Consider the following 12970-nt stretch of genomic DNA (forward strand, 5'->3'; position numbering starts at 1 on the left):
CATCTTTGGCAATGGCGTCACGACACTCTGGGCTGACTTACATCAAGACCCGGAGACTTCCATGCCTTCCCCACTGCCCCCGATCCCCGGCACCACGCCGTTCGATGGCGACCAGGCCCGCAAGGGCTATGCGCTGAACAAGATGTGCTTTTCGTTCAACGACGAGGCCAACCGCAAGGCCTTTGTGGCCGACGAAGAGGCGTACATGAAGAAGTACCACCTGAACGAGCAGCAGGCCGCCGCCATCCGCGCCAAGAACGTGCTGCAGCTGATTGCTGCGGGCGGCAACGCCTACTACCTGGCCAAGTTCGCGGGCATTTTCAAGCTGGACATGCAGGACATCGGCGCACAGCAGACGGGCATGACCAAAGACGAATTCAAGGCCAAGCTGGTCGCAGCGGGCCAATAAGGAGACACCACATGGCACAACTCATCGGCGGCCTCGGCACCTCGCACATCCCAGCCATTGGCAACGCCATCCACAAGGGTCTGCAGAACGAGCCTTACTGGAAGCCCTTCTTCGACGGCTTTCCGCCCATTCGCCAGTGGCTGGGCGAGAAGAAGCCTGACGTGGTGGTGATGTTCTACAACGACCACGGCCTGAACTTCTTCCTCGACAAGATGCCCACCTTTGCGGTGGGTGCTGCCGCCCAATACAACAACGCCGACGAAGGCTGGGGCATCCCCACGCTGCCGCCCTTCCCGGGCGAGGTGGACTTGTCCTGGCACCTCATCAACACGCTGATCGAGCAGGAGTTTGACGTGACCACCTGCCAGGAGATGCTGGTGGACCACGCCTGCACGCTGCCGCTCAAGCTCTTCTGGCCCGAGGGCGATTGCCCCGTGACGGTGGTGCCGGTGTGCATCAACACCGTGCAGTTTCCGCTGCCGTCGGCCAAGCGCTGCTACGCGCTGGGCAAGGCCGTGGGCCGGGCGATCCAGAGCTGGGACAGCAGCAAGAAGGTGGCGGTGATTGCCTCGGGCGGCCTCAGTCACCAGCTCGATGGGGAGCGCGCAGGCTTTATCAACAAGGCGTTTGACCTGCAGTTCATCGAAAGCCTGACCACCAACCCCGAATGGGCCACGCAGTTCAGCGTGCACGAGCTGGTGGAAAAGACCGGCACCCAAGGCGTGGAGCTGCTGATGTGGGTGGCCATGCGGGGCGCCTTGGCCACGGCGAGTGCGGGCGTGCGCCGGGTGCACAGCAACTACCACATCCCGATTTCGAACACGGCGACGGCGGTGATGGCGCTGGAGACGGTATAGCGCAGAGCGCTTCGTCCGCGGCCCGTCAGCGCCGCGCAGGTTGGTGCAGCCCGAAGCGGACGCCACCCGGGTCGGTGCACATCAGGAACACGCCAAAACCGGGCTCCTCCGGGCCCGGCGGCTGCACGGCCCCGCCCAGCGCCCGCACACGCTGGGCCGCCTGCACCGCATCGGCCACCTCAAAGAACGGGGTGATGGACTGCGCAGGGTCTGCGCCATGCAGGCCGACCTTCATGCCTCCATTCACAAACCAGCCTTCGCCCGCCTTTTCCGTGGGCTCGAAAGTCCATTGAAAAAGCTGGCTGAAGAACAGCTGAGAAACCGGGGCGTTTTCGGCACCGATTTCAAGAAACGAGACAGGGGCAAACATCGGCATCTCCATTGGGATACATGGCAAGTGCGCCAGTCTGGCCGCCTCGCGTCCGCCCGTCTTGAAGAAAAATGACCTGTGCGCCTGGTTCCTTGGGTGCTCAGTCCCCGTGCTCCGCCAGCTCCACCAAACTGGCAGGCTTGCCCGGAACATCGGCAAAGCCCGCACGCTGGTAAGCCGCTGGCGAGCAACCGGCAAAGTGCCGAAACTCCCGGCTCAGGTGGCTCTGGTCGGCATATCCGCAGCGGGCGGCCAGATCCGCCAGATCTGCCAGCCCAGCGGTGCCATTGATGCCCTCCAGGGCCTGGTGGGCGGCGCCAAACCGCAATCGGCGCGCCAGGCGCTTGGGCGTGTCTCCCAACTGGTTGCACGACTGCAGCGCCAGGTGCCGCTCGCTCCAGCCCACGGCGCGGCACAGGGCCGACACGGACAGGTTGCCGCGTTGCGCGCTCAGCATGTCCCAGGCCTGCCGCACAGGCGCCTGCACCGTGCGGCGCGACCGGGCCAGCATCGCTTGCAGGCACTGCTGCACCAGCGCAAAGCGCGTGGGCCAGTCTGTCGCGTGGTGCAACTGCTCGGACAGCTGCGTGGCCGCAGGGCCCCATACATCGGCCAGTGCAACCACAGAACACGACAGCACATCCGGGCTGCCGTGGAACAGCTGAAAACCCAGCCAGGGCGCCAGCGTCACTTCCACACAGGCCTGCGCACCCACGTGCTCGGTGACGACCGGCCCGCCACCCAGCCCCACCACCAGGGATTGGTACGGCTGCATGGCACCAGCGGGCAGCTTGACGCCGTAGGCCGCATGCCAGCCAATGATCAGCTTGATGCCCGCATGCGCGACCTCCAGGCGGCGCACGGTGTGGGGCAGGGCTTCCTCGAAGCCCCACGTCACGCAGGCGGCGGCGGGTTGCCCCGGCAGACCGGGGCCCGGTATGGCGCGGCTGGAGGCGGTGAGCGGGGGCATGGGGTTCCTTCTGTCGGTCCGTCCTGGGTGCCGACGGGCCACCTTACACCGCTTGGCAGCGGGCTGGCCACGGCGGCGCGGACAAGGCGGGCGGTGCAGCCAACAAATTTCAAGCTTTTTTGGCCTTCTGCGCCCGATGCATCTGCGCTAGCAGCTACTCTTTCAATAGCAAATAAATCCTTGGGGTTGGCTGGACAAAGGAATTTACTGTAAATTCATACAGTGAATTTACAGTCCAAACTCGCCATCCTGGCCGACGCGGCCAAGTACGACGCCTCGTGTGCATCGAGCGGCGCTGCGCCGCGCAACTCGGTGGGCGGGCGCGGCATGGGCTCGACCGAGGGCATGGGCATCTGCCACAGCTACGCGCCGGACGGGCGGTGCATCTCGCTGCTCAAGATTCTGCTCACCAACTTCTGCCAGTACGACTGCCTGTACTGCGTCAACCGTGTGACCAGCAACGTGCCCCGGGCGCGCTTCACGGTCGATGAGGTGGTGCAGCTCACGCTGGACTTTTACCGCCGCAATTGCATCGAGGGGCTGTTCCTCTCCAGCGGCATCATCCAGAGCCCCGACTACACCATGGAGCAGGTGGTGGAGGTGGCCCGCGTGCTGCGCGAGGAGCACGACTTTCGCGGCTACATCCACCTCAAGACCATCCCCGACGCATCGCCCGAGCTGATGCAGCGCGCGGGCCGCTATGCCGACCGGCTGTCCATCAACATCGAGCTGCCCACGGCCGAGAGCCTCACGGCCCTGGCGCCGGAGAAAAACAGTGCGGCCATCGACCGGTCCATGGCTCGCATGGCGGTGCACATTAGCGAATCGCGTGCGGCCCGCAAAGAGCAAGCCGCGCAGGCCATCGTGTCGATGCCGCAATCGCGCACCACGCGCCGGGCCAGTGCGCCGCTGTTTGCGCCCGGCGGGCAAAGCACGCAGATGATCGTGGGGGCCGATGCCACGGACGACCGCACCATCCTCGCCACCAGCGCGCGGCTGTACGGCGTGCACCGGCTGCGGCGGGTTTACTACTCGGCCTTCAGCCCCATCCCCGACGCCGCTCGCGCCCTGCCGCTGGCCGCGCCGCCCACGGTGCGCGAGCACCGGCTGTACCAGGCCGACTGGCTGATGCGCTTTTACGGCTTCACGCATGACGAGATCGTGCCATCCTCTCAAGTGGGCATGCTGGCGCTGGACATGGACCCCAAGCTGGCCTGGGCGCTGGCGCACCGCGAGCGTTTTCCGGTCAACCTCAACACCGCCCCGCGCGAACTGCTGCTGCGCGTGCCCGGCTTTGGCGTGCAAACCGTAGAGCGCCTGCTGGCCGCCCGCCGCGTGCGGCGCTTGCGGCATGCCGACTTGGCGCGGCTGCATGTGCCGCTCAAGAAGGTTCTGCCCTTTGTGGAGGCGGCCGACTACCGCCCCGGCCGTGCGCTGGACGCCGCCGACCTCGCCGCACAACTGACCCCGCCGCCGGTGCAACGCAGTCTGTTTTGAGCCGGAGCGGAACACATGCAGCGCCACACCATCACGCTGGACCACCCCACCGACTGGCCCGGCTTTCGCACCGCCGCACGCGCCCTGGTGCAAGCCAACGTGCCCCCGCAGGCCGTGGACTGGCGCTGCCAGGCCGATGCGGCTGAAGACCTGTTTGCGCCCGAACCCCACAGCCACAACGCCCTGCCACCGCCAGCCCCCGATGCGCCCGCGCTGCGCGTGCCACCCGACTTTGTGCACCTGTGCGAGCAGCTCATCCTGCACCGCGACCCGGCCCGCTTTGCGCTGATGTACCGCCTGCTGTGGCGCATGGCCCAAGGCGGCGCGGAGGCCGAAGCCGCACGGCACGACCCGCTGGACGCAGACCGCATGCAAGCCCACCTCATGGTCCGCGCCGTGGGGCGCGACAAACACAAGATGCACGCCTTTGTGCGCTTTCGGCCCGTGGTGGAGCCCGATGGCAACACCCTGCACATGGCCTGGTTCGAGCCCGACCACTACATCACCGTGGCCAATGCGGGCTTCTTCATCCGCCGCTTCACGCAGATGCGTTGGGCCATCCTCACGCCCGACGCCAGCGTGCGCTGGGACGGGCAGCAGCTGCACACCGGCCCCGGCGCGCAGCGCAGCGACGCGCCGCCGCCCGACGCGGGCGAGGCACTGTGGCTCACCTACTACCGCCACATCTTCAACCCCGCGCGGCTCAAGCTCACCATGATGAAAAAGGAGATGCCCACGCGCTACTGGCACAACCTGCCCGAGGCCGCACTCATCACCGAACTGGCGCAAACCGCCCACGAGCGCAGCGCGCAGATGGTGGCCGCCGAGCCCACCACGCCGCGCAAGGCGATTGCGCCGCTGCGGCGTGACAGCGGCGTGAAATCGGCGTGAAAGGCCCACCAACGCTTGTTGAGCCGGACCAACAGCACTCACACACCCGTTCGGGCTGAGCCTGCCCGAGCCTTGCGCGGCGCTTCGACAGGCTCAGCGTGAACGGTTCAGGTGGGTGGACGCCGCCCCTGAACGCCCTCGGCCTGGCGCATCGCATTGAACTGCGGCGCAGGCTGCGCCGCCGTCCACCGCCAGGGCAGTGCCTGCGCACGCCACACCCCGCCCAGCACCTGCAGCCGCAGCACGCGCTGCGCGCCGGGCCAGGGCGCACGGTCGGCCTCGCCCCACAGCAGCTCGGCGCGCGCGGCCACGTGCAGTAGGCCGCCGTCGTCGTAGTCCACCCACAGCAGCCCGGCCAGCGGGTGCTGCGCGAGGTTGCCCAGGGTGTTGAAGAACAGGTTGCCGGGGTAGTCGGGCAGCCACAGTTCCACACCGTCTGCGGTGTGCTTCGCCAACACAAAGCCGGGCTCGCCACCCCGGTGGGAGATGTCCACGCCCTCGCCCCGCTGCGCACCGGGCCGGGCGGCCGAGGCACTGGCGATGAACAGCGTGTCACTGCGCGCAATCAGGGCCAGCGCGGCAGCATCCAGAGCTGGGCCCAGCGCCTGCGCAGGCTGCGGTGGCGTGACGGCGGCGCGCAGGCCCGGTGCACGCGCCTGGATGTACTTGGGGCAGTTGCCAAAGCTCTGCGCCACCGTGATCGACAGGCCCTGCTGCGCGCCCCAGCGCACCACATGGCCGTTCATGCGGTTGCGGCGGCGCGTGTGCGGCTCCAGCCCCAGCACACCCACGGGTGCGCCGGTGCCGTGCGCGGCCAGCGCCGCAAGGGCGGGGTCAACGGGGTCGATGGCCGCTGCAATGTCCATGCGCTGCGCGTGGGGCGTGTGCACAAAGCCCGGTGGGCCCGCCAGCATGGTGGCCCAGGGCTGGCCCTGCGCGTCGGTTGCACCCAGCAGCAGCGTGGGCAGCTTTTCGAACAGCTCGCGGTGCTGGTCGGGCATGTGGTCGCGCATCACCACCTCGCCCACGGCGGCCATGCGCTCGTGCACGCCAGCGCGGGCTTGCAGCGCCTGTTCACCGGCGTGCCAGGCGCTGGGGGCAGGGCCTTCGCTGCCGCCTGCCGGCAGGGCGGTCATGCGGCCTCCGCAGGCTGGGGAGTGATGCCGCTGAGGTGGTCCAGCAGCGGCACATAGCCGGGCAGCGCCTGCAGGCGTGCCACCCAGGCGGCAACGCGCGGGTAGGCGGTGGGCAGCGGCAGGCCTGCCAGATGGGCCTGCGAGGTGTAGCTGACCATGGCCACATCGGCCAGGCTGGGCGTGGCGCCGCCCAGCAGCCAGTCGCGCCCCTGCAGCGCGGCTTCCATGAAGTCCAGCAGGCGTCGGCCTTGGGCCTGGGCCGCCTCGTTGATGGGCTTGCCCGTCAGCGTGGCAAAGCGCGGCCCACCGATGCCCGCCGCCAGAAAGCCTGCCGCCAAACTGAGCCAGCGCTGCAGCTGCGCCTGGCCCACGGGATCTTGCGGCATCCATGCGCTGCCGGGCGCGTAGCGCTGCACCAGGTAGACCAGGATGGCGTTGCTGTCGCTCAGCACCACATCGCTATCCACCAGCACGGGCACCTGGCCCAGCGGGTTCAGCGCGCGGTGCGCGGGCAGCTGGTGCTCGCCCTGCAGCAGGTTCACCTCCACCAGCCGATGCGGCAGGGCGAGCAGGGACAGCAGCAGCTCCACACGGTGGCAGTGGCCAGAGATGGCCGTGCGGTGCAGCGTGAGCGGGGCGGCAGGAAGGTGGGTAGCGGCCATGAGATCAGTCCTTGTCAAAACGGATTGTGTGAAGGGCTCGACCTTATCTATTGCACTTGACGGCGTGAATAGCGATAGTGCGTCTTTCAGAATTTCGCGAGACGCAACAATGGACCACCTCGACACCCTGCGCTGCTTTGTGACCGTGGCCGACGCGGGCGGCTTTGCCGTAGCGGGGCGGCGCCTGGGCTGCTCGGCAGCGGCCGTCACACGCGCCATTGCGGCGCTGGAGGCGCGGCTCGGTGTGCTGCTGTTTCAGCGCAGCACGCGCATGGTGCGGCTGACGGAGGCGGGCGAGCGTTTTCTGACCGACTGCCGCCCCATCCTGAACGACCTGCACGAGGCCGAGCAGACCGCCAGCGGCGCGCAGGCGCAGCCGCAGGGGCTGCTGTCCATCACCGCGCCACAGATGTTTGGCATCCAGCATGTGGCGCCCATCGTGCGCGACTTTTTGCAGGCCCAGCCGCGTGTGCAGGTGCGCACGCTGTTTGTGAACCGGCTCGTGCACCTGCTGGAAGAGGACATGGACGTGGCCGTGCGCATTGCCCACCTGCCCGACTCAGGCCTCACCGCCCTGCCCGTGGGCGCGCTGCGGCATCTGGTGGTGGCGTCGCCCGACTACCTGGCGCACCACGGCGAGCCGCAGCACCCGCAGGACTTGGCACAGCACCGGGCGATTGCGTTCTCGTTCGACGCGCGCGCTGCCGCGCCCTGGAAGTTTGGCGACTCTCTGGTGGGCCAGCCGCAGATCGCGTGGATCAGCAACGCCAACGAGGTGGACATCGCCGCCGCCGAGGCGGGCCTGGGCCTCACGCGCTGCCTGGCCTACCAGGCCGCTGCCAGCCTGCGCGCGGGGCGGCTGCGCATTGTGCTGGCCGGGTTTGAGCCCCCGCCGGTGCCCGTGCACATCGTCTACCCCGCCGGGCGGCGCGCACCCGCCAAGGTGCGCGCGTTTGTGGAGTTTGCGCGCGAGCGGCTGGCGGCCGAGCCGGTGTTGCAGGGCCGGGGGCTGGTGCGGGGTGGAAGGCGCTGATTCTTGGTACTTTTTTGGCCGTTACCGCGCGCCCATCATGCCCAACAAGCTATCAAATAAATAGCAAACTAACCAAGAGAAGGGCTGGTGAACCAGATTGCGGCGATGACCAGCGCCAGCACCACACACAGCACCAGGGCAGACGCCGCCTGGCCCGGTGTTTCGTCGAACTCGAAGTGAAGAATGCCGGACACCGTGTCGGCAACGGCATCGGCCGCCCGCGCACGGAAGATGAAGCCCAGCACCGCAAACGCCGCCGCGCCGTACTGCACCCAGTGGCGCAGCACCGGATCCATGCCCGGGCCGTCGTAGGCAAGCGAATGCGCCAGGCCATACAGCCACCAGCCCGCCACGCCAACCAGCGCACCAAAGAAGGCGCCGATCAGCGCATAGCCCAGACGGTCCAGAAAACCGTGCATGCAATGCGGCGGTGGCTTTTTAACGGCCGCCCATCAAATCAATGGTGGTGGCCATGGCCGCCGTGCACATGGCGGTGGGCCACTTCTTCGGCCGATGCCGCGCGCACTTCGGTCACCTTGCAGCTGAAGACCAGGGCCTGGCCCGCCAGCGGGTGGTTGCCGTCCAGGTGCACCTCGGGGCCCTTGATCTTGACCACGTTGAACACGGCGGGCTGGCCGTCGTTGCCCACGCCCTGCAGCTGGCCGCCCACCTTCACACCGGGCGGGAACTCGCTCTTGGGGATGGTGCGCACCAGGCTTTCATCGCGCCCGCCGAAGGCGTCTTCCACGGCCAGCTGCAGCGTGGTGCTGAAGCCTGCGGCCTGGCCTTCGAGGGCGGCTTCGACCTTGGGGAAAATGTTTTCATAGCCGCCATGCAGGTAGGCCAGGTTACCCGCGTCCAGCGGTTTGCCCTGGGGCGTGGTCACCTTGTAGCTGATGGTGACGGCGGAGTCTTTGGTGATGTTCATAGGTCTTGCTTAACAACGCGGATCGGGACCGTGGATTGTCCACGACCCGCGAGTTGGGGCATTGGCAGCGGAATGTGGAAGTTCGCGCCTCAAACACGAAACACCCGTTCGGGCTGAGCCTGTCGAAGCCCTGCGCGGCGCTTCGACAAGCTCAGCGTGAACGGCTGCAAGGGGTGGCCGACAACTCACCCAGCCGCTGCGGCACTTTCGGCCGGGCGCTCTTCCTCGGTCTGCCCGGGGTAGCGCGCAAACCGGCGCGGCGTGGCGCCGTGCACCGGGTCCTGCTCAGGCCAGGGCCAGCCGCCAAACTGGGTGCGGCGGTAGTCGTTCATGGCCTGCATGATCTCGGCCTGCGTGTTCATCACAAACGGGCCGTACTGCGCCACGGGCTCGCCAATCGGGCGGCCTTGCAGCACCAGGCATTCCACGGCGGTGGTGCCGGTGTTGGTCAGCAGCCAGTCTTCACCGGCGCGCATTTCGAGCGCGGCGTGGCGGTCCACCTCTTGCGGGCCCACGCGCAGGCGGTCGCCCACAAAGAAGTACAGCATGCGCTGCGTGTTCTCCCCCTTGGCGGCGGGCAGGGTCCATTCGGCGCCAGGCTCCAGGTGCAGCGTCCAGATGGCCACGTCGCCCTCGGGCTGCGAGGCCCAGGACTCGGGCGGCGGCGACAGCGGATCGGGCACACCGGGTGGCGTACCGGGCAGCGCACCGGCCACCACCGTCACCGTGGTCTTGCGGCCTGCGGCGTCGGCATGCACCACGCGCGGGATGCGCTCGTTCCACAGCATGGTGAAGTGCGGCTCCACCATCTTGTTGCGCGCGGGCAGGTTCAGCCAAATCTGGAACAGCTCCAGCGGATTCGGCCCGTCGGCGTTGAGCAGCGGGAACATCTCGGAATGCACGATGCCCTTGCCCGCCGTGACCCACTGCACATCCCCACCGCCAAAACGCGCTGCCGCGCCCAGCGAGTCGGAGTGGTCGATGAGGCCCTTGCGCACCAGCGTCACCGTCTCGAAACCCCGGTGCGGGTGGCCGGGGAAGCCGGGCACCGGGTCGCCGTGGTACATGCTCCAGCCGTCCTTGCGGCTGAAGTCGCTGCCGATCTGGCGGTCGTCGATGGGCACGGCGGGCGCGAAGGCGCCATTGCCTGCGGGGTAGGCATCGTCGTGGTGGGCGCAGAAAAGAAACGGGTCGAGCGTGGGCCACTGCGGCCCCAGCAACTGGGCGCGCACGATGGGCACCAGGGGGGTGGTTGCAGCAGGTGTGGACGACGACATACGAAGGCTCCTCGTGTTGTGCGCCACCACTATCGGGCGGCATGCCTGTGGAATATGGTGCCAATGGTGCCCGAGCAGAAGTGCGCCGCGTGGAACAGTGCGGTACACCCCGCAGGACAGTGGGGCGCTGGATGCCCGCGCTCACTGCCAGAAATGCAAGAAAAAATGGGCATCACCGCGCATTGGCATTGCCCTAATAGCTATACTATTTATAGCAATCCATCTCTCAGTGCGCCACCACCTGCGCCCCCGCATTCGGCGGCGGTGCAGGCCGCAGCACCAGGCCGCCCAGCAGCGCCGCCACCAACGAGCCCGTTGCCGCCACCCAGAAGGCCAGTTGGTAGCCACCGTTCAACGCCACCTGCGCCGATGCGCCTGCCTCACGCAGCGCCCCGGTGCGCGCATCGGCCAGGCTGGCCAGCACGGCCAGGCCCAGCGCACCGCCCATCATGAAGGCGGTGTTGACCACGCCCGACGCCAGGCCCGAGTCCTCGGGCTTCACATCGCCCATGGCGGCCAGCAGCAGCGGGTTGAGCGCAATGCCCGCGCCCACGCCCAGCAGCACCATGCCGGGCAGCACATGCAGCACAAACTGGCCGTCCACCGGCGCCAGCGCAAACAGCACCAGACCCACGGTGGCCAGCACCAGGCCCCAGCCCAGCGTGCTGCGGATGCCATAGCGCATCACCACCCAGGCCGACAGCCCCAGCGAGCAGCCCGCCATGATCAGGTTGGAGGGCAGGAACGCCAGGCCCACCTGCATCGCGTCGTAGCCCAGCACCAGTTGCATGTACAGCGCCGACAAAAAGAACCACGCAAACATCCCGGCCGCCCACAAAACGCCCACCACGTTGGAGATGGCCAGGTTGCGCAGCCGCAGCAGGGCCAGCGGCACCAGCGGCGCGGCCACATGCGATTCGATGTACAGAAACACCAGCAGCAGCGCCACCGAGGCGCCCAGCAGGCCCAGTGACTGCGGCGAGGTCCAGCCCGCCTCGTTGCCGTTGACGATGGCATACACCGCCAACATCAGCGACGCGGTGATGGTGACCGCGCCCGCCACATCCAGCCGCTGCCCGTGCGCCTGCCCCTTGCCACCCGGCAGCAGCACCAGGCAAGCCGCATAGATGGCCACACCCACGGGGATGTTGACCAGAAAGATCCAATGCCAGCTGAACGCGCTGGTGAGCACCCCACCCAGCAGCACGCCTATGCTGCCCCCGCCCGCACACACAAAGCCATACACCCCCATGGCCCGCGCGCGCTCGCCGGGTTCGGTGAACAGATTCATGATGAGCGACAGCGCCACGGCCGACACCACCGCCCCGCCCACACCCTGCACCGCGCGTGCAGCTACCAGCAGCCCCTGCGTGTGGGCCAGCCCGCAGGCCAGCGATGCGAGGGTGAACAGCGTGATGCCCGCAAGAAACAGCCGCCGGTGGCCATACAGGTCCCCCAGCCGCCCGCCCAGCAGCAGGCAGCCGCCAAACGTGAGCATGTAGGCGTTGACCACCCACACCAGCGAGGTCTCGGTAAACCCCAGGTCCGCCTTGATGCTGGGCAGCGCCACGTTCACGATGGTGGTGTCGAGCACGATCATCAGCTCGCCCAGGCACAGCAGGATGAGCGCGGGCCAGCGTGCGCGGCCTTCGATGGGGAGAGTCATGGCTATCGATGTGAGATGTGGAAGGCGCGGCGTGGAGAGCGCCTGCGAAACGCCCACAGTGTGTCACGCGCGCGGCGCTTGCAACCGGCGCGGCGCAAAGGCCAGTGCACCCTTGGATCTGGCGCCGCCAGTCCACCGGGTGCGTCCCCCTTTCAGGGGGAAGCCGCGCGGCGGCTCAGGGGGTCTTCACATATTTTGCTTGCATGATCTGGCTCCAGCTGCCGTCCGGCTGCTGGCTGAACGAGGTGAGCGTGCGTTCGCCCGGCCCCACCAGGGTGATCACATCGCGGTAGCGCGCCGTCTTGCCATCGCCCTGGAAGCTCGGGCCTTCGGTCTCCAGCGTCAGCACCTTCTGGTCGGCATCGAGCGTGCCCCGATAGATCCACATGTGGCTCATCATCGAGCCCACCCAGGTGCCCAGAAACACCTGCTTCTCGGGGTCGTAGCCCAGTGTCATCTGCATGCGCGCCGCGCCGCCGTCGGGCATGGTGCCCGTGCCTTCGAGGATCACCCACAGGTCGCCCAGCGCGCGCCCGCGCTCGGTGCCCACGGATTGCCCGGCAGGCTCGCCGGGGGGCGCGTCGCAGCTGGAGCTGCTGGTCCAGTCGCCGACCAGCTGCTGCAGCCAGCGGTGCATGGCATGGGGTTCGGGATTCATCATGGGTGTCTCCTGGGGGGTGAATCGATCAAAGGAAGGGAGGGTGCAGGGCGGGGTGACTCGATGCGCGGCCAGCGCGTTTCACGTTTATTCCGGCCCCACCACCATCCACGGCACACCAAAGCGGTCGGCCACCATGCCAAAGGCCTGCGAGAAGAAAGTCTTGGACAGCGGCATCTGCACCTGGCCGCCGTCTGCCAGCGCGTGGAACAGGCGCTCGGCATCGGCCACGCTGGCGGGGCTCAGGGCCAGCGAGATGCCCTGAAAGCTGGCCTTGCCCGAACCCATGCCGTCCGACGCCATCAGCGTGGTCTGGCCGACGGAGAACTCTGCGTGCATCACCATCTCGGGCGTGGGCCCGCTGCCACTGCCGTCGGCACAGCCCGGGGCGCCGGCCGGGTCGGGGTTGTCCTTGTAGCGCATGAGAACTTTGACCTGGGCGCCCAGCGCACTGCGGTAGAAATCCAGCGCCTCTTCGCAGCGGCCTTCAAACATCAGATAGGGCTCGACTTTCATGGGGGTCTCCTGGCGGGTTGGGGGAGCAAAAGAGAGGGTCGGCGCACAATTGTGAACACCGTCCACAAACCATAACAAAGATAATGGACAGTGTCCACAT

Annotated in this window: 15 protein-coding genes; 5 read left to right on the forward strand and 10 right to left on the reverse strand. The window is 67.6% G+C overall.

Going from position 1 to position 12970, the window contains the following annotated elements; translation table 11 throughout:
• Nucleotides 1-61: 61 nt before the first annotated feature.
• On the forward strand, nt 62-409 hold the full coding sequence (locus ACSQ3O_RS25375) for a protocatechuate 4,5-dioxygenase subunit alpha (protein ID WP_436140872.1): 348 nt from the start codon (nt 62-64) through the stop codon (nt 407-409).
• A gap of 11 nt (nt 410-420) precedes the next feature.
• On the forward strand, nt 421-1266 hold the full coding sequence (locus tag ACSQ3O_RS25380; protein ID WP_436140873.1) for a class III extradiol dioxygenase family protein: 846 nt from the start codon (nt 421-423) through the stop codon (nt 1264-1266).
• Between the two features lie 25 nt (nt 1267-1291).
• Here the strand turns inward: ACSQ3O_RS25380 and ACSQ3O_RS25385 are convergent, their stop codons facing one another.
• Nucleotides 1292-1636, reverse strand: a complete 345-nt coding sequence (locus ACSQ3O_RS25385; RefSeq protein WP_436140874.1) for a VOC family protein — start codon at nt 1634-1636, stop codon at nt 1292-1294.
• Between the two features lie 100 nt (nt 1637-1736).
• Nucleotides 1737-2606: a helix-turn-helix domain-containing protein gene (locus ACSQ3O_RS25390; RefSeq protein ID WP_436140875.1), complete on the reverse strand. Its 870-nt coding sequence runs from the start codon at nt 2604-2606 to the stop codon at nt 1737-1739.
• 222 nt (nt 2607-2828) lie between these two features.
• Here ACSQ3O_RS25390 and ACSQ3O_RS25395 point away from each other — a divergent pair, with 222 nt between their 5' ends.
• Nucleotides 2829-4103 (forward strand): putative DNA modification/repair radical SAM protein, encoded by a 1275-nt coding sequence (locus ACSQ3O_RS25395; protein ID WP_436140876.1) that lies wholly within the window; start codon nt 2829-2831, stop codon nt 4101-4103.
• A 15-nt stretch (nt 4104-4118) separates the two neighbouring features.
• Nucleotides 4119-4994, forward strand: coding sequence for a TIGR03915 family putative DNA repair protein (locus tag ACSQ3O_RS25400; RefSeq protein ID WP_436140877.1), 876 nt, complete (start codon nt 4119-4121; stop codon nt 4992-4994).
• A 107-nt stretch (nt 4995-5101) separates the two neighbouring features.
• On the opposite strand, the gene ACSQ3O_RS25405 is transcribed toward ACSQ3O_RS25400, so the two are convergent.
• Both ACSQ3O_RS25405 and ACSQ3O_RS25410 read right to left on the reverse strand, forming a co-directional pair.
• Nucleotides 5102-6130 carry a flavin-nucleotide-binding protein gene (locus tag ACSQ3O_RS25405; protein ID WP_436140878.1) on the reverse strand — a complete coding sequence of 343 codons (1029 nt, stop codon included), beginning with the start codon at nt 6128-6130 and terminating at the stop codon, nt 5102-5104.
• Nucleotides 6127-6792 (reverse strand): glutathione S-transferase family protein, encoded by a 666-nt coding sequence (locus ACSQ3O_RS25410; protein WP_436140879.1) that lies wholly within the window; start codon nt 6790-6792, stop codon nt 6127-6129. The genes ACSQ3O_RS25405 and ACSQ3O_RS25410 overlap by 4 nt, the downstream gene beginning before the upstream one ends.
• A 109-nt stretch (nt 6793-6901) precedes the next feature.
• Here ACSQ3O_RS25410 and ACSQ3O_RS25415 point away from each other — a divergent pair, with 109 nt between their 5' ends.
• Nucleotides 6902-7825 carry a LysR family transcriptional regulator gene (locus tag ACSQ3O_RS25415; protein WP_436140880.1) on the forward strand — a complete coding sequence of 308 codons (924 nt, stop codon included), beginning with the start codon at nt 6902-6904 and terminating at the stop codon, nt 7823-7825.
• Between the two features lie 68 nt (nt 7826-7893).
• On the opposite strand, the gene ACSQ3O_RS25420 is transcribed toward ACSQ3O_RS25415, so the two are convergent.
• The 6 genes from ACSQ3O_RS25420 to ACSQ3O_RS25445 form a co-directional block, all read right to left on the reverse strand.
• Entirely contained in the window at nt 7894-8244 is a 351-nt protein-coding gene (locus ACSQ3O_RS25420; RefSeq protein WP_436140881.1) for a hypothetical protein, read from the reverse strand.
• A gap of 38 nt (nt 8245-8282) precedes the next feature.
• Nucleotides 8283-8753 (reverse strand): FKBP-type peptidyl-prolyl cis-trans isomerase, encoded by a 471-nt coding sequence (locus ACSQ3O_RS25425; protein WP_137749279.1) that lies wholly within the window; start codon nt 8751-8753, stop codon nt 8283-8285.
• Between the two features lie 185 nt (nt 8754-8938).
• Nucleotides 8939-10030 (reverse strand): pirin family protein, encoded by a 1092-nt coding sequence (locus ACSQ3O_RS25430; RefSeq protein ID WP_436140882.1) that lies wholly within the window; start codon nt 10028-10030, stop codon nt 8939-8941.
• A 226-nt stretch (nt 10031-10256) separates the two neighbouring features.
• Nucleotides 10257-11696, reverse strand: coding sequence for an MFS transporter (locus tag ACSQ3O_RS25435; protein WP_436140883.1), 1440 nt, complete (start codon nt 11694-11696; stop codon nt 10257-10259).
• Between the two features lie 175 nt (nt 11697-11871).
• Nucleotides 11872-12357: a DUF1579 domain-containing protein gene (locus ACSQ3O_RS25440; protein WP_436140884.1), complete on the reverse strand. Its 486-nt coding sequence runs from the start codon at nt 12355-12357 to the stop codon at nt 11872-11874.
• An 84-nt stretch (nt 12358-12441) separates the two neighbouring features.
• Nucleotides 12442-12870, reverse strand: coding sequence for a VOC family protein (locus ACSQ3O_RS25445; protein ID WP_298455214.1), 429 nt, complete (start codon nt 12868-12870; stop codon nt 12442-12444).
• Between the last annotated feature and the right edge of the window lie 100 nt (nt 12871-12970).

The sequence above is a fragment of the Acidovorax sp. LjRoot74 genome (genome assembly GCF_964254355.1).
Taxonomy (GTDB): domain Bacteria; phylum Pseudomonadota; class Gammaproteobacteria; order Burkholderiales; family Burkholderiaceae_C; genus Acidovorax.